General features: G+C 66.3%; 18 protein-coding genes. 6 read left to right on the top strand and 12 right to left on the bottom strand.

The window, feature by feature from the left end; all coding sequences use genetic code 11:
- Positions 1-13: 13 nt before the first annotated feature.
- The 5 genes from RAD10_RS06360 to RAD10_RS06340 form a co-directional block, all read right to left on the bottom strand.
- Positions 14-1525 (bottom strand): hypothetical protein, encoded by a 1512-nt coding sequence (locus tag RAD10_RS06360; RefSeq protein ID WP_461616774.1) that lies wholly within the window; start codon positions 1523-1525, stop codon positions 14-16.
- A 92-nt stretch (positions 1526-1617) separates the two neighbouring features.
- Complete coding sequence (locus tag RAD10_RS06355; protein ID WP_461617059.1) at positions 1618-2607, bottom strand: hypothetical protein; 990 nt, start codon at positions 2605-2607, stop codon at positions 1618-1620.
- 411 nt (positions 2608-3018) lie between these two features.
- Positions 3019-3516, bottom strand: coding sequence for a TPM domain-containing protein (locus tag RAD10_RS06350; protein WP_461616773.1), 498 nt, complete (start codon positions 3514-3516; stop codon positions 3019-3021).
- Positions 3517-3521: 5 nt separating this feature from the next.
- Entirely contained in the window at positions 3522-4418 is an 897-nt protein-coding gene (locus tag RAD10_RS06345; RefSeq protein WP_461616772.1) for a TPM domain-containing protein, read from the bottom strand.
- 138 nt (positions 4419-4556) lie between these two features.
- On the bottom strand, positions 4557-5165 hold the full coding sequence (locus RAD10_RS06340; protein ID WP_104464076.1) for a LemA family protein: 609 nt from the start codon (positions 5163-5165) through the stop codon (positions 4557-4559).
- Positions 5166-5435: 270 nt separating this feature from the next.
- On the opposite strand from RAD10_RS06340, the gene RAD10_RS06335 reads away from it, so the two are divergent.
- Genes RAD10_RS06335 through RAD10_RS06325 form a run of 3 tightly spaced genes read left to right on the top strand, consistent with a single transcriptional unit; the run spans position 5436 to position 8647 of the window.
- On the top strand, positions 5436-6290 hold the full coding sequence (locus RAD10_RS06335; RefSeq protein WP_461616771.1) for an enoyl-CoA hydratase: 855 nt from the start codon (positions 5436-5438) through the stop codon (positions 6288-6290).
- Between the two features lie 5 nt (positions 6291-6295).
- Positions 6296-7435, top strand: coding sequence for an acyl-CoA dehydrogenase family protein (locus RAD10_RS06330; protein WP_461616770.1), 1140 nt, complete (start codon positions 6296-6298; stop codon positions 7433-7435).
- 15 nt (positions 7436-7450) lie between these two features.
- The gene (locus RAD10_RS06325) at positions 7451-8647 is read left to right on the top strand and encodes an acyl-CoA dehydrogenase family protein (protein ID WP_461616769.1); all 1197 of its coding nucleotides are present in this window, start codon (positions 7451-7453) and stop codon (positions 8645-8647) included.
- A 214-nt stretch (positions 8648-8861) separates the two neighbouring features.
- On the opposite strand, the gene RAD10_RS06320 is transcribed toward RAD10_RS06325, so the two are convergent.
- The 3 genes from RAD10_RS06320 to RAD10_RS06310 form a co-directional block, all read right to left on the bottom strand.
- Entirely contained in the window at positions 8862-11186 is a 2325-nt protein-coding gene (locus RAD10_RS06320) for a xanthine dehydrogenase family protein molybdopterin-binding subunit (protein ID WP_461616768.1), read from the bottom strand.
- Positions 11187-11408: 222 nt separating this feature from the next.
- Positions 11409-12284 carry a dihydrodipicolinate synthase family protein gene (locus RAD10_RS06315; protein WP_461616767.1) on the bottom strand — a complete coding sequence of 292 codons (876 nt, stop codon included), beginning with the start codon at positions 12282-12284 and terminating at the stop codon, positions 11409-11411.
- A gap of 56 nt (positions 12285-12340) precedes the next feature.
- Entirely contained in the window at positions 12341-13306 is a 966-nt protein-coding gene (locus RAD10_RS06310) for a VOC family protein (RefSeq protein ID WP_461616766.1), read from the bottom strand.
- 184 nt (positions 13307-13490) lie between these two features.
- Between RAD10_RS06310 and RAD10_RS06305 the strand changes: the two genes are divergently transcribed.
- A complete protein-coding gene (locus RAD10_RS06305) occupies positions 13491-14357 on the top strand; it encodes a S1C family serine protease (protein WP_461616765.1) in 867 nt (288 codons plus the stop codon).
- Positions 14354-14725: a response regulator transcription factor gene (locus tag RAD10_RS06300; protein ID WP_461616764.1), complete on the top strand. Its 372-nt coding sequence runs from the start codon at positions 14354-14356 to the stop codon at positions 14723-14725. The genes RAD10_RS06305 and RAD10_RS06300 overlap by 4 nt, the downstream gene beginning before the upstream one ends.
- Here RAD10_RS06300 and RAD10_RS06295 read toward each other — a convergent pair.
- The 4 genes from RAD10_RS06295 to RAD10_RS06280 form a co-directional block, all read right to left on the bottom strand.
- On the bottom strand, positions 14720-15790 hold the full coding sequence (locus RAD10_RS06295) for a sensor histidine kinase (RefSeq protein ID WP_461616763.1): 1071 nt from the start codon (positions 15788-15790) through the stop codon (positions 14720-14722). The genes RAD10_RS06300 and RAD10_RS06295 overlap by 6 nt on opposite strands.
- The gene (locus RAD10_RS06290) at positions 15777-16469 is read right to left on the bottom strand and encodes a response regulator transcription factor (protein ID WP_018317258.1); all 693 of its coding nucleotides are present in this window, start codon (positions 16467-16469) and stop codon (positions 15777-15779) included. The genes RAD10_RS06295 and RAD10_RS06290 overlap by 14 nt, the downstream gene beginning before the upstream one ends.
- A 100-nt stretch (positions 16470-16569) precedes the next feature.
- Positions 16570-17091: a hypothetical protein gene (locus tag RAD10_RS06285; protein ID WP_461616762.1), complete on the bottom strand. Its 522-nt coding sequence runs from the start codon at positions 17089-17091 to the stop codon at positions 16570-16572.
- 296 nt (positions 17092-17387) lie between these two features.
- Complete coding sequence (locus RAD10_RS06280; RefSeq protein WP_461616761.1) at positions 17388-19724, bottom strand: Tex family protein; 2337 nt, start codon at positions 19722-19724, stop codon at positions 17388-17390.
- 232 nt (positions 19725-19956) lie between these two features.
- Between RAD10_RS06280 and atzD the strand changes: the two genes are divergently transcribed.
- Positions 19957-21066, top strand: a complete 1110-nt coding sequence (gene atzD / locus RAD10_RS06275) for a cyanuric acid amidohydrolase (RefSeq protein ID WP_461616760.1) — start codon at positions 19957-19959, stop codon at positions 21064-21066.
- Positions 21067-21070: the final 4 nt, after the last annotated feature.

The following is a 21070-nucleotide window of genomic DNA, read 5'->3' as shown; positions in this document are numbered from 1 at the left end:
TCCGGATCATGCGCTAACGCGTCTTGATGAAGCACATGCCGATGCGGCGCGAGGCCGCGGCAGCCTGACAGGTGAGACCGTTAGCACAGCTCCATGACGTAAAACTCTCATCTCGCGTTCCCGATCCCGCATCTTGCAGGGAACAATGCGCGCCCCAGCCGTCCTGATACTCGCTCCCGGCGAGCTCCTGGCTGCCGCGGGTCTGCGGCCGGCTCGCAAATCCACGTGAGAAATCAGGGCGTTTGCCCGCGGCGAACGCGGTCAGGATGTCGCGGCGGCGGGGCTGGTCGCCGAGAAAGTGCGGCGAGGCCGGTACAATGGTGGAATTCGACGGCTTGTCCGCCAGCCAATCGACACCCGGAAAGTGAAAGCCGCCGATGCCGCGGGTCTGGTGGCAGCCTGAGCAGGTGACGTCGTTGAGACGGCGCTGGAAGCCCGCGACCGAGCGGATGTTTTGCATGTCGCCGCGCGCGACCGCCTGCTTCAACGCACCGACCACGTCGTTATCGGTGAAGACCGCTTTGCTCTCCCCTTCAGCCTGCATCATGCCGAACTCCGGCTGCAGTGCCGAAGCATCGAGGCCGGCCGGCGTCGGCACCACCGCGCTTCTGGCCAGGAATTGCTCGGGGATCAGCACGGTGCCGCGATCGAACTCGCGAAGATGCTCGGGTGCGAGCAGCCAATCCTTGAAGTCGCGCCGAAGCGCATCGTCCGCCATGATGCGGTCGCGGTCGATCTGGTTCTCGAGCGTCGATTCCTCGAAGGCCTTCGTGGCGGAATTGTACTTGAACACCTTGAGCAGATAGTCGGAGCGGAAATCATGCAGCGCCGACTTCGCCGCGACCGAGAGCTGGATGTTGGTCTCGATGCGATCGAGCATGGCGTCGTCTCGACTGCCGATCAGCTCTTGCCAATTGCCGTTGTCGAGCCAGCGCCGCGCGAGCTCGGCGCAGGTGATCGGCTTGCCGTTCGCGTCCGTCTGGCGCGCATCGCGCGCCTTCATCACCAGATTGAGCGTCATCGGCAGCCGCGTCGCGGTTGTGCCGTCGAGACGCGCCAGCCGATAGATCAGGCGGATCTCGCCGCAGGAATCCTCCGACGCATAGGCGCGGTCCATGCGGTTGACGATGCCGGCCAGCACGAAGCGCGTGTCGCGGGATTTCAGCACGGCCCGATCGAACAGCTGCACGTCAAAGCCCTCGCCGACGCCGATGGTCTCGCTCGGATAGGCCGCCTTCTGCCTGATGATGTAGCGGTCGAACTCCGCATCGATCGCCGGCGGAATGTCCTTGATCTGAGACAGCTCTGAAAACAGCCGGTCGGTCGTCAGCGGCCCATCCGCCTTGCGCTCTGGCGATAACAGGCGCGGGAGCGTGAGAGCGTTGCCCTCATCGAGCCTGCGCAGCAGATCGGGATCGGTGATGGCGGTGCCGCGCGTCAGCGGCGCGGTCTCCGCGGCCGATAGCGCGGCGGTACCGCCGAACAACACGGCGGCAGCAAGGAGAATTCGCAACGCGCGGCTCATGCCTGAGGTAACACCGCGGCGGTCCGCCTATTCAAGCAAAAAGGCGCTTCACATGGTGGTGAAGCGCCTTTCGAAAGTCGTATCTGGGCCGCTCAGCGCGCGACGATCAGGCCCTTGCTGGTGACAACCACCCAGCGGCCGTCCTGGCGGCGGATCGCATCGACGCGGCCAAGGCCGGGGATGGGATCGCCGGGATAGACCTCGTAGAGCCCGTCGCGGCCCTCGATCAGCGCACCGCCATTGGCGGCGTTGCGCAGCCGCCAGCCTTCGACCGTCGGCAGGCGGCCGACCTCGGTCTTGGGCGCGGCAGCCACTGGGGCCGGTGCGGCGGCGGCGGTCGCAACCTGGGTCGGCGCGATCGAGCCGGTGGTCTCCTTGGGCACCGCTGCTGCGGCCTGCGCGGGGGCGGCGGGCGGCGTGGCGCGGAGCTTGTCGACGGTCTCGGACAGTTTTGCGATTTTGGCCATCGGCTCGGCTTGCGCCTTCTCGAGCTTGTCGAGGCGGTCATTGGCCCGGTTGAACTGGGTGACGCCGGTTTTCGAGCTGTGCTCGACATTGGCCTTGAGCGCGACGAGGTCGGCATCGATCCGGGCGACCGACGCATCCAGCGCGCTGGTGTCGGCGATCTGCACCGGCGCTTGGGCCGGGGCGGCGAAATGCATCATGCCGGCAGTTGCGAGCGCGCCGCTGATGGCGCCGACGCCGGCGGCGATCGCCACCACCGCGGCCATCGCCGACAGGCGGCGCTTGCTGCCGGTCTCGCGCGGCTCCTCCGCCTTCACATGCGGGGCAAAATCCTCACGGTCCCAGGAGCGTTCTGACGGCGCCATGACGATGAGCTTGCCGGGCTTCGGTTCAGGCTTGGCTTCGGCTTTGGCTTCGAGCTTCGGCACCTCGATCCGCGACGCCTCGATCTTTGGCGGCTCGACCTTGATCGGATCGGGCTTGACCGGATCAGGTTTGGGCGGCGCCTCATGGTCCGGGGCAATCGAGGGAGCCTCGATCCCAGCGGCCTCGACGGCCTGCGGCGCGGTCGCCGCAGCTTCGACGACGCCGGTGTCCTGGGCAGCCTGCTCGGGCATTGGTTCGCTCACGGCTCAAATACTCCAGTCTGGGTTGACCTTTTGGTAACTTTCATTGCTTGCGAAATCCTTACCTGCGGACCCGCTTACCGAAATTTTAGGAAGTTATCCGGGGCCGAATTTGGCCGGGAAAGTGGAACCGGTGTGGCGGGCGTGAAACAAATTGTAATCGGGTGAAGATGAACGGCGGAGCAACGGGAGACTCACGGCGCGACCTCCAACCCGTCATCCCCGCGCAACGACGAAGCCGTTGTCGCTGGAGGCGCGAGTGGCGCGGTGCGTAGCACCGCGCCGGGAGCCTCGAAGGATGAACGGCCGAGCTGCTGCTATAGCCGGGCCGTCGCCCTTCGAGGCTCGCCGAAGAGGCGAGCGCCTCAGGGTGACGGTCGGAGAACGGAACGCGCCCGTCCGTCACATCACGACCGGCGCATCCGGCAGCTCGTTTGCATGCGGACCTCGCGGCGGAAAATGCCGCGCCAGTTCGCGCGACACCGCCGCGATGCCGTCGATCACGCCGCGCTCGAACTGGCCCGACCTGAACTCCGCCTCCATCGCGCGGCAGATGCTCTCCCAGCCTTCGGCCCCGACCTTGGCGTGGATGCCGCGGTCGGCGACGATCTCGACATCGCGGTCGGCGAGCAGGAGATAGATCAGGACGCCGTTGTTATGCGCGGTGTCCCAGATGCGCAGATGCGCGAACACGTCGAGCGCGCGATCGCGGGCCGGCTGGTTGCGGAACAGCGGCGCGCCGTCGAGTGCGCCTTCGACCACGAAGCGGACCTGGCCGGAATGGGTGATCTCGCCCTGCTTGATCGCCTGCTCGATGCGGGCGAGCACGGCCGGCGGAAAGATCTGGTTTGCCCGCCAATGATGCTGCACCAGATGTCTGGCAATGCGCTTGATACTCATGACCGCTACCAGCTCCCCGAGGCGCCGCCGCCGCCAAAACTGCCGCCACCGCCGCTGAAGCCGCCACTGTCACTGGAAGACGATCCGCTGCTCCAGCCGCCCGACGAAGAGCCGCTCGACCACGAGCCGCCGCGCGAACGGCCAGTGCCCGGCGTGATCGCCGAAAACAGATCGGCGACGAATCCGATGATGAAGCCGAGCGCTCCGACAGCCATGGCGAGCGCGAAGGAGCCGAGAATGAACCAGGTCAGCCCTGCGATGATGCCCCCGGTCACCAGGGATCCGAGCAGTCGCCCCAGCATGGCCCGGAAGAACCCGCCGACCCCGATCGAGGCGAACAGCGTCACGATGAAGATCGGCGCAAGATCGTCCAGATTGCCGAAGTTGACGGTGGGAGAAGGAACCGGCAACGGCTCGCCGTCGATGACGCGGATCATGCGATCGACGCCATCCGAGATGCCGCCGCCGAAATCGCCCGTCCGGAATTTCGGTGTGACGATCTCGTCGATGATCCGCCGCGAGGTGACGTCGGTGAGCGCGCCTTCGAGGCCGTAGCCGACCTCGATGCGCAAATGCCGGTCGTTCTTGGCGACGACGAGGATCGCGCCGTCGTCGACCTTCTTGCGGCCGATCTTCCAGGCCTCCGCAACGCGGATCGAGAATTGCTCGATCGTCTCCGGCTGTGTGGTCGGCACGATCAGGACGGCGATCTGGCTGCCCTTGCGTGTTTCGAAGTCACGCAGCTTTTGCGACAGCGCGGCCGTCTCGCTGCTGGACAGCGTCCCAGTCTGATCGACCACGCGGCCGGTGAGCTCGGGGATGGCGACGTCGGCTGAGGCGGGGAGCGCGAAGGCGAGGACGAGTGCCGCAACGGAAACCGCGCGCCACACACTCAGTGTCATCGCCCGGCTTGACCGGGCGATCCAGTATTCCAGAGACGCCAGCGAGATACGGAGAGGCCGCGGCGTACTGGATTCCCCGCTTTCGCGGGGAATGACGGCGGTGGGTGGAGCTTGGCGCATTCGCAAAACGGCGCGCGCTTACTTCGACGGCGCCGGCGACGGGTTGAAATCGACCTTCGGCGCGGTCGAGATTTCCTTCTCGTTTGCGACCGAGAAGTTCGGCTTCTCCTTATACCCGAACATCATCGCAGTGAGGTTGCTCGGGAACGAGCGGATGGTGACGTTATAATCCTGCACCGCCTTGATGTAGCGGTTGCGCGCCACCGTGATGCGGTTCTCGGTGCCCTCGAGCTGCGACATCAGATCCTTGAACAGCGCGTCCGACTTGAGCTGCGGGTAGTTCTCGGTGACGACCAGCAGCCGCGACAGCGCGCTGGAGAGTTCGCCCTGCGCAGCCTGGAACTTCTGGAAGGCGGCCGGATCGTTCAGCACCTCGGGCGTCGCCTGGATGCTGCCGACCTTGGCGCGGGCATTGGTGACGCCCAGCAGCACGTCCTTCTCCTGCTGGGCAAAGCCCTTCACCGAGTTGACGAGATTGGGCACGAGGTCGGCGCGGCGCTGATACTGGTTCACGACCTCGGACCAGTTGGACTTGATCTGCTCGTCCTCGCTCTGGATCGCGTTGTAGCCGCAATTGGTGAGGCTCAGCGAGGCCAGCGCCGCCAGCACGGTCAGGATCTTGCGCATTAAATTTCTCCCGGTGGAATCCCGTAACTCAATATCAGATAGCGATAACGCGGTGCCAGCTTTTCGGGTTCATTCCGGGGCGCGAAGCGAGCTATCGTGCGCCCTTGCGCACCTGAAAATCTCGAGATTCCGGGTCTGGTCCTTCGGACCATCCCGGAATGACTGCGCTGGATGAGCGCACCCCAGCCGACTGACGCAAGCCTCTTGCCTATCCCTGACCGACATAGTCAACTCGACGAAACAATAAGATAGAACACCGGGGGGAACGCGATGACCTCGTTCGAGACCATCCTCGTGGAGAGGCCGGATCCGGCGATCGCCCGGATTGTGATGAACCGGCCCGAGGCGCGCAACGCGCAGAACCTGCAAATGACCTACGACCTCAACGCCGCCTTCGACGCCGCGGTGCAGGACGATTCGGTCAAGGTGATCATCCTCGCCGGCAACGGCCCGCACTTCTCCTCCGGCCATGATCTGCGTCCCGGCAGCAAGAATACCGCCGGTGTCGATTTTCCACCGATCGGAAATTGGGGTGGTTTTGCCGAACCAAATGCCCATGGCCGCTTCGCGCGCGAGCAGGAAATCTATCTCCAGATCACCCGGCGCTGGCGCAATCTGGCAAAACCAACCATTGCCGAGGTGCACGGCAAGTGCATCGCCGGCGGGCTGATGCTGGCCTGGGCCTGCGACCTCATCATGGCCAGCGACGATGCGCAATTCTGCGATCCCGTGGTGACCATGGGCGTCTGCGGCGTCGAATGGTTCGTGCATCCCTGGGAGCTCGGTGCGCGCAAGGCCAAGGAGTTCCTGTTCACCGCCGACAACTGGAGCGCCGAGGTGGCACAGCAGCTCGGCATGGTCAATCAGGTCGTGCCGCGCGCGGAGCTTTCTGCGCGCACGCTGGAGCTGGCGCGCAGGATTGCGGCAAAGCCGGCCTTCGCGCTGAAGATGACCAAGGAAGCGGTGAACCGCTCGGTCGACGTGATGGGCCAGCCCGCCGCGATCGACCAGGCCTTCGCGCTGCATCAGCTTTGCCATGCCCACAACCTTCAGGAGTTCGGCATGATCGTCGATCCCTCCGGTCTGCATCCCTCCGTGCGCAAGCCGCCGGCGGCCGCGGAGTAATAGCGATGGATCTCAATCTCAGCGACGAACAAAGGCTGCTGCGCGAGAGCGCGGAGCGCTTCGTGGCCGGAAGCTACGATGCCGATCACCGCCGCAAGATGGCGAACGATCCGCTCGGCTTCAGCCCGGCCGTGTGGAAACAATTCGCCGAGCTTGGCTGGCTGGCGCTGCCGATCGCCGAGGAGTTCGGCGGGCTCGGCGGCGGCGCCGTCGAGATCAGCATCTTGATGGAAGCCTTTGGCCGTGGGCTGGTGACGGAGCCCTATATCGCGACGGTCGTGCTGGGGGCTGCACTGATCGACCGCTGCGGCACCAATGAACAGAAGCAGGAGAGCCTGCCGAAGATCGCGGATGGATCACTGAAGCTTGCGTTGGCGCATTCCGAGCGCGCGGCAAGGTTCGATCTCGCCAGGGTCGCAACCACCGCCGACCGGACCGCGCAGGGCTGGCGCCTTGCCGGAAGCAAGATCGCCGTGCTCGACGGTCATGCCGCCGACGAGATCATCGTCTCCGCGCACATTCATGATCATCAGAGGCCTTCGGGACGGATCGGCCTGTTCCTCGTGCCGGCGACGACGCCTGGCCTCGTCGTCAGCGACTATCCGCGCCTCGGCGGCGGACGCGCCTGCAACATCGAGCTGTCCGACGTGCATCTGCCGGAGGATGCCCTGCTCGGTGACGGTCACGACGCGCTGCCGGCCATCGAATGGGCTGTCGACTGCGCCATGGCTGCGCTCGGTGCGGAAGCCGTCGGCATCATGCAGACGCTGCTGGACACCACGCTCGAATACACCAAGATCCGAAAGCAGTTCGGACGGCCGCTGTCGGCCAACCAGGTGATCCGCCATCGCCTCGCCGACATGGCGATGCAGGTCGACGAGTCACGCTCGATGGCGCTGCGCGCCGCGCTCAAGGCAGATGCCGCGCCGGTCGAACGGACACGGGCCGCGTCCGGCGCGAAAGCCAAGATCGGCAAATGCGCGCGCTTCGTCGGCGAGCAGTCGATCCAGCTCCACGGCGGCATGGGTGTCACCGAGGAGCTCGAGGTCGGCGCCTATTTCAAGCGGCTCGTCGCCTTCGACACGCTGTTCGGCGGCAGCGCGCACCACTATGCCCGTCACGCCGAACTTGGCCGCAAGGCCTGATACCGGGAGAGCCTCATGGACCTGTCGTTCAATGCCGAGGAGCGCGCCTTCCAGAGCGAGGTGCGCGGCTTCATTGCCAAGAACCTCACCGAGGAGGTGAAGCGCGCGACTGCGCTGACGCCGTCGGTGTTCTCCGACCCTGACATCGGCATGGCCTGGCAGCGCGCGCTACACAGGCAGGGCTGGGGCGCGCCGGGCTGGCCGGTCGAACATGGCGGCCCGGCCTGGACGCCGGCGCAGCGCTGGATCTTCGAGACGGAGTCCGCTCGGGCCGGCGTGCCAAATGTCAACGTGATGGGCGTGAAGATGGTCGGGCCGGTCATCATCGGCTTCGGCTCGCCCGAGCAGAAGAACTTCTACCTGCCGCGGATTCTCTCCGGCGAGGATTACTGGTGCCAGGGCTATTCCGAGCCGGGCTCCGGCTCCGATCTCTCCTCGCTGAAGACACGCGCGGTGCGCGATGGCGACGACTACATCATCAACGGCACAAAAATCTGGACCACGCATGCGCATCACGCCAACCGCATGTTCGCGCTGGTGCGCACCAGCGACGGGCCGCGGCAGCAGGACGGCATCAGCTTCATCCTGATCGACATGAAGACGCCTGGAATCACCACGCGTCCCATCCTCACCATCGGCGGCGACCACGAGGTCAACCAGGTATTCTTCGACGACGTCCGCGTGCCCGTCGCCAACCGCGTCGGCGAGGAAGGCAAGGGCTGGACCTACGGCAAATATCTGCTCGAGTTCGAGCGCGGTTCGGGCATCGCCTCGGCCAAGCTGCGCGAGGGGCTGAAGGCGATTTCGGATCTCGCCGAGTCGGACCTGACCGGCCGCGCCATCGACAGCCCCGATATCGCGGCGCGCATCTCCGAGGTGGAAGTCGATATCGATGCACTTGAGATGACCGAGCTGCGCGTGCTCTCTGCGCTGCAAACCGGGCAGAATCCCGGCGCGGTGTCGTCGATCCTGAAGCTGCGCAACAGCGAAATCCGCCAGGCCGTGACGCGGCTCGGGGTCGACGTGATCGGCCACGACGCCCTCGCCGTCGAGCCCATGCGGCCGCTCTACAAGCTCAACCACGAGCCGGCGACGCCGGAGGAGATGCTGACAATGGTGCCGGAATATCTCAACGGCCGCGCCTACACCATCTTCGGCGGCACCTCGGAGATCCAGCGCGACATTATTGCGAAGATGATGTTGGGGATTTGAGGGGCACAAAACGCACCACACACCCGGTGTCGTCCCGGACAAGCGAAGCGCAGATCCGGGACCCATAACCACAGGGAGAGGTTATGGCACGAGCTGATCACCACGAGTGTTCGCCAAACCCTGCCCTGTGGTTATGGGTCCCGGGTTCGCGCTTTGCGCGCCCCGGGACGACAGTTGAGTGTGCGGTGACAGCCAGCGCAACAACGCGCTGCGCTCAGCCCGCCACCTTCGCATCCCTGATCGCCTGCCAGATCTTCTGCGGCGTCAGCGGCGTGTTCAGCTGGGTGACGCCGAGCTCGGCGAGCGCGTCCATCACGCCGTTGGTGACGCAAGGAGGGCCGCCGATGGCGCCGGATTCGCCGCAGCCCTTGGCGCCGAGCGGATTGGTGCGGCAGGGCGCGGAATCATCCAGCGTCACCACGATCGGCGGCACGTCGTCGGCGCGCGGGATGCAGTAATCCTGGTAGCTGGCGGTGAGGAGCTGGCCGTCGGCGTCATACGAGACGCCTTCATAGAGCGCCTGGCCGATGCCCTGCGCGACACCGCCATGGATCTGACCGGTGACCAGCATCGGATTCACGGCGACCCCGACGTCGTCGACGGTGGTGTAGCGCACGACCTTGGAGACGCCGGTCTCGGGGTCGATCTCGACCTCGCAGATATGCGTGCCGTTCGGCCAGCTGGGACCATCGACCTCGCCTTCGGAATCGACGCTGAGCTTGGCGCCGCTCTCCTTCTCGGCGATGTCGAACAGGCTGATGCGGCGGTCGGTGCCGACCACGGTGAGCATGCCGCCCTGATATTCGATGTCCTCGACCGAGGTTTCGAGCACGTTCGCCGCCTTCTCGCGCGCCTTCTGGATGAGGTCATTCGAGGAGACCGCGACCGCCGTGCCACCGACAAACAGCGAGCGCGAGCCGACACTGCCAAAGCCCATCGCGAGATCGGTGTCGCCTTGCACGACATCGATCTTGTCCATGGCAATGCCGAGCGTGTCGGAGATCATCTGGGTGTAGGTGGTCTGCAGACCCTGCCCCATCGCCATGGTGCCGGAATGCAGGACGACGCGCCCTTGCGAGGTCGCGTGCAGGCTGACCTTCTCGGTGTGGGCGCGGCCGCCGGTCCATTCGATGTAGGAGGTGAGACCGCGCCCGTAGAGCAGGCCCTTCTTCTTCGCCGCCTTCTTGCGCGCGGCAAAGCCGTCCCAGTCCGCGAGCTTCACGGCGCGGTCGAGCATGTGCGCGAAGGCACCGGAGTCATAAACCTGGCCCGCGGCATTGGTGTAGGGCAGCTGCGCCGGCTTGATGTAATTGGCTTTGCGGATCGCGCGCGGATCGATGCCGATTTTTCGCGCGGCGGCGTCGAACAGGCGCTCGACGATGAAGACCGCTTCGGGCCGGCCGGCGCCGCGATAGGCGCCGACGGGCGCGGTGTGGGTCATCACCGACTTCACCTCGAAATGCACCAGCGGCAAATCGTAGACGCCGGTCTGCACGAACGGGCCGAGCACCAGCGGGATGATGTTCGCCGCGCCCGAGGAATAGGCGCCGGTGCAGCCGATCGACTTGACGCGATAGGCCAGCACCTTGCCCTTCTCGTCCAGCGCAAAGGAGGCAGTCGAGGTGAGATCCCGGCCGTGGGTGCCGCCGACGAACTCGTCGGTGCGGTCGCCGCGCCAGCGGATCTTCTTGCTCAGCTTGGTCGCGGCATAAGCGACGATGCCGTCCTCGGGATAGAGGTTGGTCTTCTGGCCAAAGCCGCCGCCGATGTCGCCGACCAGCACGCGGACGCTGTCCTTGGGACGCTTCAGCACGGCTTCGGCGAGCACGTCGCGGGTCGAGGCCGGCGTCTGCGACTGCACATGCAGCAGCAGACGGCCGGTCTTCTTGTCGATCTCGGCAATGGTCGAGCGCGGCTCCATCGCCGACGGCACGAGGCGCTGGCTGACGAGATCGAGCTCGACGGTGTGCGCGGCCTTGGCGAACGCTTCGTCCACCTTGGCGGCGTCGCCGTAAGACATCGCGCCGACGATGTTGTCGGGCGCCTCCGGCCACACCACGGGCGCACCGGGCTTCACGGCCTCGACCGGATCGACCACCGCCGGCTGCACGTCGTACTCGATGACGATCGCCTCGGCCGCGCTCTGCGCCTCCACGCGCGATGACGCCACAACGGCAGCCACGGCCTCGCCGGCGTAGCGCACGACCTCATGGGCGAGCAGCCGGCGCGGCGGCACTGTCATCGGCTTGCCGTCGGGGCGCTTGAAGATGCTCAGCGTCGGGATGCTGCCGACATCGTCCTTGACGAGGTCGGCGCCGGTGTAGATCGCGGTCACGCCGGGCATCGCGGCGGCTGCACTGGTGTCGATCGAGACGATCTTGGCGTGGGCATGCGGCGAGCGCAGCACGTAGAGCCACAGGGCGCCGTCGCCCGGCTTGTCGTCGATGAATTGCCCCTTCCCGGTCAGCAGCCGCTGGTCTTCCAAACGCTTGACGGGCTGCCCCGCTCCGAAACGCAAATTGCCGGGAAGAATGTTCATTCCGTGGGGTCCTCAGGGTCTCTTGAAATGCGGCAGCCTTTTAGCGGATCGAGGCATGCGAGGCCAGCCGCGGTTTTGGGCTGGATATCCACGATTTCGGCATGCCGTCTCGGAAATCTCCGACCTCGTAGGGTGGGCAAAGGCGCACTTGCGCCGTGCCCACGATCTCTTTGACGTCGAGAAAAGTCGTGGGCACGCTTCGCTTTGCCCACCCTACGGAAGCTACGCAAGCTCCCGCAGCGCCGCCTCCACCACCTTGCGCGCCTCGGCGGTCAGTGCGGCCTGCGGCGGGACGGGGTCGCCGACGTCGTAGCCCTGGATCGAAAGCCCCGCCTTGATGCAGGCGGCGAGATTGAAGCGGGCGAAGGCCTCGTTGATGCGCCACAGCCGGCGCTGCAGCACCATGGCCTCGTCCCAGTGGCCGGCCTTGCAGAGGTCGTAGAGCGCGACACTCTGGCGCGGGATGATGCAGGCCGGTCCCGCCATCCAGCCGAGCCCGCCGATCAGCATCACCGCGGCCGGGATATGGGCGGAGGCCGAGAACACCCGCAAGGCATCGCCGCAGCGGTTCATGATCGAGAGCAGCCGGCCGGTGTTGGTCGAGGCGTCCTTGATATAGCCGATGCGCGGATGCTCGGCGAGGCGCGCGATGGTGTCAAGGGTGAGGTCGGAGCGCTGGAATTGCGGATTGGTGTAGATGACGACGGGAATGTCGACGGCATCCGCGATGGCGCGGAAATAGGATTCGACCTGGGCGTCACTGAGCGGAAAATACGCCTCCAGGATCGCCAGGATGCCGTCGGCCCCACATTTCTGGTAGGCCCTCGCCTGCGCCACCGCATCCGCCGTCGAGGTCGAGGCGACGCCCGCAATCACAGGCACGCGGCCCTTCGCGGCCTCGATCGTGGTCTGCACGACCGCCGTGCGTTGCGCGGCACTGAGATAGGCGAACTCGCCGGTCGAGCCCAGCGGCGTCAGCCCGTGCACGCCGGCGCCGATCAGATTATCACAGAGCTTTGCGAGCACGTTCGTCCGCACCGTACCGTCGGCATCGACGGGGGAGACGAGGTAGGGGAAGACGCCGTGGAATTCGGACATGTCGGGGGCTCCGGAAGCTGGCACCCGACGGGTCTTAGCAATGCCCGCCCCCGCGATCAAACCTTGAGCAAGCGTACTCGCGTGCCCCAGGGATCAATCGCCTCCACGCCGTCGGCAAGCGCCGTGACCTTCGCACCGCCCTTGCGCAGGCGCTCTTCCTGCGCGGCGAGCAGCTCCGGCTTGGCCATGACCAGCGAGAACCAGGCGAGACCTGTCATCTGATCGTCGCGCTGGCCGGCGCCCTGGCTCTGCCAGACGTTCATGCCGAGGTGATGATGATAGCGCCCCGACGACAGGAACGCCGCGCCGCTGCGGCTGCGGGTCGGATCGAGGCCAATCGCGCCATGATAGAAGCCTCCGGCCTGCGCGAGATCGCCGACGCGCAGATGCATGTGGCCGATGCGCATTCCGTCCGGTGCCCTGGCGTAATCAGGCACGCGCGTATTGGTCAGCGACAGGAGATCGGGAATGTTGAGCTCGTCGGACGCCATCTTCACGCTGCCCTCGCTCCATTGCCATTGCGAGGGATCGCGGTCGGCATAGACCTCGATGCCGTTGCCTTCGGGATCGTCGAGATAGACGGATTCGCTGACGAGGTGATCGGCGAAGCCCGACAGCTTCACGCGGTGCGAGGCCGCGTGCACAAGCCAGCGCGCCAGATCCTTGCGGGTCGGCATCAGGAAGGCGGTGTGATAGAGGCCGGCGGCATTGCGCGGCTCGATTTCCGCATCGGGGCGGGCCTCCAGCACCAGCAGCGTGACGCCGGCCGTACCAAGCTTCGCCGCAGTCGCCGAGCGCTCCATCACCGTGAGGCCGATCACATCGCGGTAATAGTCCGCGACCTTGTCGAGATTCTTCACCCGGAGCGTGACCATGCCGACCCGCATCGGCGTGCGGCTGGCATAGGTCGGTCCGCCGCCTTGCGGCGTGCCCTCGGCCCGTGCGGCAGCTGCGGCGGCCATGGCAAGCGAGGTCGCGCCGGCGAGTTGCAGCAGGGTGCGGCGGGTGAGGTCGATGGTCATCAGTCAGGGCTCGCTGAAACTGGTTGAGGCCGTGCGGCGCAATGTCGAGCCGATTGCTACACGTTCCCGTGAGCGGCTCCCAATCACATGTTCGTCGGCCGTAACAGGCGGTGTCCTGACCACCCGGCCAGTTTCGCGATTCCTCGCGACATCCCAGATTGAGGGCAGCTTACAGGAGCCAGCCATGACTGACCCAACTCCCCTGTCCTCACTGTCATCCGCCCTTGCGGATGTGGTGGCGCGCACTGCGCCCTCAATCGTCTCGGTGCATTCGCATCGCTCCCGTGCCACCGGCTTTGCGTGGAAGCCAGGCCTGATCGTCACCGCCGACGAGGCGCTGGCCGATGAGGGCGAGGTCGAAATCGGCTTGCCCGACGGCAGCCGGGCGGCCGCCACGATCGTGGGCCGCGACCACACCACCGATATCGCGCTGCTGCGCACTGAGGCCGCTGCTACGCCGGTCAAGCTCGCCGCAACGGTCCCGCCCCTCGGCGCGTTGTCGATCGTGGTGGCCACCAACCGCGAGACGCCGAGTGCCGCGCTGGGGATGGTATCGGCGTCCGGCAGCGGCTGGCGCTCCTTGCGCGGCGGCGAGATCGATGCGCGGATCGAGCTCGATGTCCGCCTGCGCGGCAGCCAAGAGGGCGGCCTTGCGCTCGATGCATCGGGCGAAGCCTTTGGCATGGCCGTGCTCGGGCCGCGGCGCGTGCTGGTGATCCCGACGGCGACGATCGAGCGCGTCGCGGCGCAGCTCGAAACGCGCGGCCGCATCGCTCGCGGGTATCTCGGCCTCGGGCTCCAGCCGGTCCGGCTCGACGATGGCATCGGCGCCATGGTGATGAACGTCGACAAGGCCGGCCCTTCGGCCGCGGCCGGCATCCGCCAGGGCGACGTCATCGTGGCAGTCAACGACCAGAAGCTGTCAGGCGTGCGCGCGCTGTCGCGGACGCTGGGGCCGGCGAGCGTTGGCGCGGTGGTCGATGTCGCTGCGCGCCGCGGCGGCGAGCCGATCAGCTTCAAGGTCACGGTCGGCGAGAGGCCAGAGGCGTGAGCGAGGACCGGACGCCGGAGATCGTGCTTGCCCTGGAGATCGATGACCCCGCCCTCGCCGATCGCCTGGCGGCCCTGCTCGGCAGCGTTGCCGGGCTGCGTCTTGCCGGGCCCGGCGAGACGGCCGCGGCGACGGTCGTCGCCCGCGATCCGCGCATGATGCCCGCCGACATCGCGCTGACGCAGCGCGAGCTCGACGTGCTGGCGCTGATGGCCGAGGGCGCCTCCAACAAGATGATCGCCCGCCGGCTCGGCATCTCCGTGCACACCGTCAAATTCCATGTCGGCTCGCTGCTCGACAAGCTGGACGCCACCGGCCGCACCGACGCGGTGGCGCATGCTGCGCGCCGCGGCGTGATCGAGCTATGATGTCGCGGGGAAGCGGAGCTCGACCGTCAGGCCCGGCGCATTATCACTTAGCGCTACTCCCGCGCCGTGAAGGCGCGCGACCGCGGCAACGAGGCTGAGACCGAGCCCGTTGCCCGGCGTGTAGCGGCTCTGCTCGAGCCGGTAGAAGCGCTTGAAGACGTGATCGCGCTCCTCTGTGGGAATGCCCGGACCATCGTCGGCGATGGCGATCACGGCGCCGCCATCGACGCTGCGGCAAGTCACGGTCACCTGCCCGCCTTTGCAGCCGTGCTTGATCGCGTTGTCGACGAGATTGGCGATGGCATCGAACAGCAGGTCGCGATCGCCGGTGATTGGGACCTGGCGGTCTCCGGCAAGGCTGAGGCGCGTTGAGACCTGCTCGGCTGCGGCATCGTAGAGCTCGACGACCTCGCCGGCGATCTCGGCGAGGTCGAGCGCGCGGAAGGCGCCGGTGCGGGCGCGGGTCTCGATCTCGGAGATCCGGGTGATGGAGGCGAACATGCCGAGCACGGCGTCGAGATCGGCGATGGTGTCGCCGATCAGCGCGGCATCCGCCTCGCTGTTGCGTTCGTGGTGATAGGCCTTTTCCAGCCGACCGCGCATCCGCGTCAGCGGCGTGCGCAGATCGTGGGCGACGTTGTCGCTGACCTGCTTGACCTCGCCCATCAGCGTCTCGATGCGGTCGAGCATCTGGTTGAGGTTCTCGGCGACGCGGTCCCATTCGTCATGGCTGCCGCGCAAGGGGATGCGCTGGTCGAGGCCTGAGAGCATGATGGCGCGGCTAGTGGCGTTGATCTCCTCGATCCGCCCGACCGTGCGCCGCGTCACCAGCACGGCGGCGAGCCCGGCGAGCACCAGCAGCAGCACGGCAACCGCCACCATCGCAAGCTCGATCATCGCGGTGAAGCCGCCGTGATCGCCGGCGTCGCCGACCCGGCTCCGCACATAGGCGATCGTGCCGAAATAGACATAGGCCATGATCGCCGCGACGATCAGCCCGAACGCCGCGATCGCGATCAGCGCCAGGCGGAAGGTCGAGGAGCGGAGCGTCTTAACCAGGAGCACGGAGGCAATATCCGATGCCGCGGATGGTGTGGATGAGCGGATAGGCCTGGGCATCGTCGACCTTGCGGCGGACGCGCCCGACATAGACGTCGATGATGTTGGTGGAGGGGTCGAAATGCAGGTCCCAGACGTGCTGGAGCAGCATCGCGCGGGAGACGACCCGGCCCTCGTTGCGGACGAGATATTCGAGCAGCTGGAACTCGCGCGGCAGCAGCGGGATCTTGCGGCCCCGGCGGCTGGCGTTGCGTGCGATCAGGTCGATGGCGAGATCGCCGACCCGCAGCAGCGTCTCCTTGGCGATGGTCTCGCTGCGGCGGCCGAGCGCCTCGAGCCGCGCCAGCAATTCGGTGAAGGAGAACGGCTTGACGAGATAGTCGTCGCCGCCGGCGCGCAGGCCGCGGACGCGATCATCGACCTCGCCGAGCGCGGAGATGATCAGGAACGGCGCGGCGACGCCATCGTCGCGCAATTGCCGCATCACGCTGATGCCGTCGATATCGGGCAGCATGCGGTCGATCGTGATCACGGCATAATCGCGCGCGGCGCCGTGGCTCAGGGCTTCACGGCCGCTCGCTGCGAGATCGACGTCGTAGCCGGAGGTCGTCAATTCCTCGACGAGCTGGCCTGCGGTTTCCGGATCGTCCTCGACGACCAGGATGCGACGGTGACCTCCGGTCATGCAAAACTCCGCGCGACGATCGCCACCAGACTATCCCGTTCCGGGGCTGGACGGAACCGCCCGGTGGCGATCGCGACAATGGTGCGGTACGGCGATGCGACTACCAATAGTCTCCGCACACATTGACCCATTGCCATCCATAGGGCGTCCAGCTCCTGCGCCAGCAGCCATCGTTGTAGTAGTTGGCATAGATGAACGGCGCGCCAACGAAGGCGAACCGGTGGAAGCGATGATGGTGGAAAAAGGCATGGCGGCCGATGAAGGTCCTGCCGTGCCAGCCCGTGCCGGCAAACCGCGGTCCAAAGGCGGCGCGGGTCGCCAGCGGAGCTCCGGCAAAGCGGGGTCCGATGGCGGCGCGGGCGGCCATCGGCGAACCGACGAAGCGGGCACCGCCGAAATGGGCGCCGCCCATCCCGCCAAATCTCATGCCCCCGCCACCCATGCCGCCACCGCCGACATGCATGCCGCCACCACCGAAGTGGCCACCGCCGCCATGGCCGCCACCGCCGAAGCCGCCGTGACCTCCGCCACCCATGCCGCCACGGGCCAGCACGGGTGAAGCTGCCGCCATCGCTGCGGCGACCGTCACCGCGGTGAGGCTTTTGAGAAGCCTGTTGTTCATCGAAGCATCCTCCTTGCAGTGCGGCGGTCTTAACGCCGCACGAGGATGATCAGATGAGAGCAAGGGGGCGGCGCCTTCAACTTACAAACGCGCCAGATTCTGACGCGGGTGTTAGGGAGAGGGCGTCCAACTCTCTCCCCGTCATTGCGAGGAGTTCTTGCGACGAAGCAATCCAGGATCTTTCCGAGGAGGGATTCTGGATTGCTTCGCTGCGCTCGCAATGACGATGTGGAGCGAGTTCGCCGTACATCCAGCAGTTGACCTCTCCCCGCAAAGGGCGGGGAGAGGTAAAGACCTCACGCCCGCTTGCCGTTGTTCTTCTCTGCCGCGCGGCGCAGCGCTTCGGCGAGGGCGCCGCCGCCGGAAGATTCTTGCTTGCGCGGGGCGGACGACGTCATGCGCGAGGGATTGCGCGCGCTGTTGTCGCGCTGCATGCCGGGGGCGTCCTTCTTGGCGCCAACCTCGTCGTCGAGACGCAAGGTCAGCGAGATGCGCTTGCGCGCGACCTCGAAGTCCAGCACCTTCACCTTGACGATGTCGCCGGGCTTCACCACCTCCCGCGGATCCTTGATGTAGGTCTTGGACATCGCGGAGATGTGCACGAGGCCGTCCTGGTGCACGCCGATGTCGACGAAGGCGCCGAAGGCGGCGACGTTGGTCACGGTGCCCTCGAGGATCATGCCCTTCTGGAGATGCTTGATCTCCTCGACGCCTTCCTTGAACACGGCGGCCTTGAACGCCGGACGCGGATCGCGGCCGGGCTTTTCCAATTCCTTTAAAATGTCGGTGACGGTCGGCAGACCAAAAGTCTCGTCGACGAAATCCTTCGGCTTCAGCGTGCGGACGATCTCGCTGCTGCCGATCAGCGCCTTGATGTCGCTCTTGGTGGCGCTGAGGATCCGGCGCACCACCGGATAGGCTTCCGGATGCACGCCGGAGGCGTCGAGCGGGTCCTCGCCGCCGAGGATGCGCAGGAAGCCGGCGCACTGCTCGAACGCCTTCGGCCCGAGCCGCGACACCTCCTTGAGCGCCTTGCGCGACTTGAACGGGCCGTTGGCGTCACGGTGCGCCACGATGCTCTGAGCCAAGCCCGAGCCGACGCCCGACACACGCGCCAGCAGCGGTGCGGAGGCGGTGTTGACGTCGACACCGACGGCGTTCACGCAGTCCTCGACCACGGCGTCGAGCGATTTTGCGAGCTTGGCCTGGCCGAGATCGTGCTGATACTGGCCGACGCCGATCGCCTTGGGCTCGATCTTGACGAGCTCGGCGAGCGGATCCTGCAGACGCCGCGCGATCGAGACCGCGCCGCGCAGGGTGACGTCGAGACCGGGCAATTCCTCCGAGGCGAAAGCCGAGGCCGAATAGACCGACGCGCCGGCTTCCGACACCACGATCTTGGTCATCTTCAGCTCGGCCAGACCCTTGACGAGATCGCCCGCGAGCTTGTCGGTCTCGCGCGAGGCGGTGCCGTTGCCGATCGCGATCAGCTCGACACGATGCTTCAATGCGAGCTTGCCGAGGATCGCGAGCGACTCGTTCCACTGCCGCTGCGGCTCGTGCGGATAGATCACGGCGGTATCGACGACCTTGCCGGTCGTATCGGTGACGGCGACCTTGACGCCGGTGCGATAGCCGGGATCGAGCCCCATGGTGACACGGGTGCCGGCCGGCGCCGCCAGCAGGAGATCGCGCAAATTGGAGGCGAACACGCGCACGGCCTCGGTCTCGGCGGCGTTCCACAGCCGCATGCGCAGGTCGATATTGAGATGCACCTGGATCTTGGTGCGCCAGGCCCAGCGCACGGTGTCGATCAGCCAGCGGTCGCCGGCGCGCTTGAGGTCGGCGATGCCGAACCGCTTCATGATCTTCAGTTCATAGGCGCTGGGCACGCCCGGCGGCGGCGCCTCGGCCTCGGCCTGGATCTGCAGGTCGAGGATCTCCTCCTTCTCGCCGCGGAACATCGCGAGGATGCGGTGCGAGGGCAGCTTGGTCAGCGGCTCGGAGAACTCGAAATAGTCGGCGAACTTTTCGCCCTCGGTCTTCTTGCCGTCGCGCACCTTGGAGGCCATGCGCGCATTGGTCCACATTTCCTCGCGCAACGCGCCGATCAGATCGGCGTCCTCGTCGAAGCGTTCGACCAGGATGGCGCGGGCACCGTCGAGCGCGGCGGCACCATCCGCGACGCCCTTGTCGGCGTTGATGAAGCCTTCAGCCACGACCTTTGGATCGTTGGTCGGCTCCGCCATCAGCTGGTTGGCGAGCGGCTCGAGGCCGGCTTCCTTGGCGATCTCGGCCTTGGTGCGGCGCTTCGGCTTGAACGGCAGATAGATGTCTTCGAGGCGGGCCTTGCTGTCGGCGGCGAGAATCGAGGCCTCGAGCGCGGCATCGAGCTTGCCCTGCTCGCGGACTGATTCGAGGATGGCCTTGCGGCGGTCCTCGAGCTCGCGCAGGTAACCCAGGCGCTCCTCCAGGGTGCGCAATTGCGCGTCGTCGAGCGCACCGGTCGCTTCCTTGCGGTAGCGGGCGATGAAGGGAACCGTGGCGCCGCCATCGAGCAGCGTCACCGTCGCCTCGACCTGCTCCGCCCGAACCCCAAGCTCCTGCGCAATTTTCTGGTTGATATTTGCCACGCGAGAATTCCTCTATCCAAGCACGCAACGCGGGGGCGAACCACCGGCCACGGGACGCCGCTTATGGACCAACCGGGGCTGATTCATCAAGGTACGGCCTAGCATCGTCGACAGAGGATTTTTTGTCGAGATGATGCGATCTCGCCACATTCGTAAGTGCGCGGCGGCTTGACATCAGCCCCGCGTTCCGCGCCTCCTTCTCTGCCGGGCTACTGAATTCCGAGGACTTATCATGCGTACGACATCGGTCGGCGTCTTCAGGATCGCCACCATCGGCCCCGGCGACGTCTCCGGCCTCATGAACCTGATCGGCTCCGGCACGATCGATCCCAGGTCGATCCTCGCCATTCTCGGCAAGACCGAAGGCAATGGCGGCGTCAATGATTTCACGCGTGAGTACGCTGTCAGCGCGCTGTGCACGGCGCTGGCGCCCAAGCTCGGCCTGTCGCCGGAGGCAGTCGAGCAACGCATCGCCTTCGTGATGTCCGGCGGCACCGAGGGCGTGCTCAGCCCGCATCTTACGGTGTTCACGCGCAGCAAGGTCGAGCGCCCGGCAGGCCCGTCCGACAAGCGCCTGTGCATCGGCATGGCGCACACGCGGGACTTCCTGCCCGAAGAGCTCGGCCGCTCCGCGCAGATCACCGAGACGGCCAAGGCCGTGCAAGTCGCGATGACGGATGCCGGCATCACTAATCCCGCCGACGTCCATTTCGTGCAGATTAAGTGCCCGCTGCTGACCAGCGAGCGTGTCGCGGCGGCAAACGCGCGCGGCAACAAGACGGTGACGACGAGCGCTTACAGCTCAATGGCCTATTCGCGCGGCGCCTCCGCGCTGGGCGTTGCGGCCGCACTCGGCGAGATCGGCTCCGATGTCCGCGACGAGGATGTGCTGCGACGCTACGATCTCTTCTCCAAGGTGGCCTCGACCTCATCGGGCATCGAGCTGATCCATAATGTTGTCATCGTGCTCGGCAAATCGACGTCGTCGGCCAGCGAGTTCGTGATCGGGCATGCCGTGATGGAGGATGCCATCGACGCCGCGGCGGTGGTATCGGCGTTGAACAGCGTCGGGCTTGGCTTGGCCCCGCAGAGCATCGCGGACCGCGAGCTCGTGAACATCTTCGCCAAGGCGGAGGCCTCGCCTGATGGCAGCGTGCGCGGCTTCCGCCACACCATGCTCGAAGACACCGACATCAGCTCGACACGCCATGCCCGCGCCGCCGTTGGTGGCCTGATCGCGGGCCTTGCCGGTACCGGCGCGGTCTACGTGTCTGGTGGCGCCGAGCATCAGGGACCGGCCGGCGGCGGACCGGTTGCAGTGATCGCGCGACTGTCGGATTGATAGG

It is taken from the genome of Bradyrhizobium sp. 23AC, from assembly GCF_054863025.1.
Note: the sequence above shows the minus strand (reverse complement) of the source record. Positions and strands in the feature narration are given on the sequence as shown.

Bases quoted from the DNA above. Each gene is read 5' to 3' on its own strand.
- RAD10_RS06355 (WP_461617059.1), bottom strand. From the start codon at position 2,607: ATGCCCGAGCAGGCTGCCCAGGACACCGGCGTCGTCGAAGCTGCGGCG.
- RAD10_RS06350 (WP_461616773.1), bottom strand. From the start codon at position 3,516: ATGAGTATCAAGCGCATTGCCAGACATCTGGTGCAGCATCATTGGCGG.
- RAD10_RS06340 (WP_104464076.1), bottom strand. From the start codon at position 5,165: ATGCGCAAGATCCTGACCGTGCTGGCGGCGCTGGCCTCGCTGAGCCTC.
- RAD10_RS06360 (WP_461616774.1), bottom strand. From the start codon at position 1,525: ATGAGCCGCGCGTTGCGAATTCTCCTTGCTGCCGCCGTGTTGTTCGGC.
- RAD10_RS06285 (WP_461616762.1), bottom strand. From the start codon at position 17,091: ATGAACAACAGGCTTCTCAAAAGCCTCACCGCGGTGACGGTCGCCGCA.
- RAD10_RS06305 (WP_461616765.1), top strand. From the start codon at position 13,491: ATGACTGACCCAACTCCCCTGTCCTCACTGTCATCCGCCCTTGCGGAT.
- RAD10_RS06315 (WP_461616767.1), bottom strand. From the start codon at position 12,284: ATGTCCGAATTCCACGGCGTCTTCCCCTACCTCGTCTCCCCCGTCGAT.
- RAD10_RS06335 (WP_461616771.1), top strand. From the start codon at position 5,436: ATGACCTCGTTCGAGACCATCCTCGTGGAGAGGCCGGATCCGGCGATC.
- RAD10_RS06290 (WP_018317258.1), bottom strand. From the start codon at position 16,469: ATGACCGGAGGTCACCGTCGCATCCTGGTCGTCGAGGACGATCCGGAA.
- RAD10_RS06320 (WP_461616768.1), bottom strand. From the start codon at position 11,186: ATGAACATTCTTCCCGGCAATTTGCGTTTCGGAGCGGGGCAGCCCGTC.
- RAD10_RS06325 (WP_461616769.1), top strand. From the start codon at position 7,451: ATGGACCTGTCGTTCAATGCCGAGGAGCGCGCCTTCCAGAGCGAGGTG.
- atzD (WP_461616760.1), top strand. From the start codon at position 19,957: ATGCGTACGACATCGGTCGGCGTCTTCAGGATCGCCACCATCGGCCCC.
- RAD10_RS06310 (WP_461616766.1), bottom strand. From the start codon at position 13,306: ATGACCATCGACCTCACCCGCCGCACCCTGCTGCAACTCGCCGGCGCG.
- RAD10_RS06345 (WP_461616772.1), bottom strand. From the start codon at position 4,418: ATGACACTGAGTGTGTGGCGCGCGGTTTCCGTTGCGGCACTCGTCCTC.
- RAD10_RS06330 (WP_461616770.1), top strand. From the start codon at position 6,296: ATGGATCTCAATCTCAGCGACGAACAAAGGCTGCTGCGCGAGAGCGCG.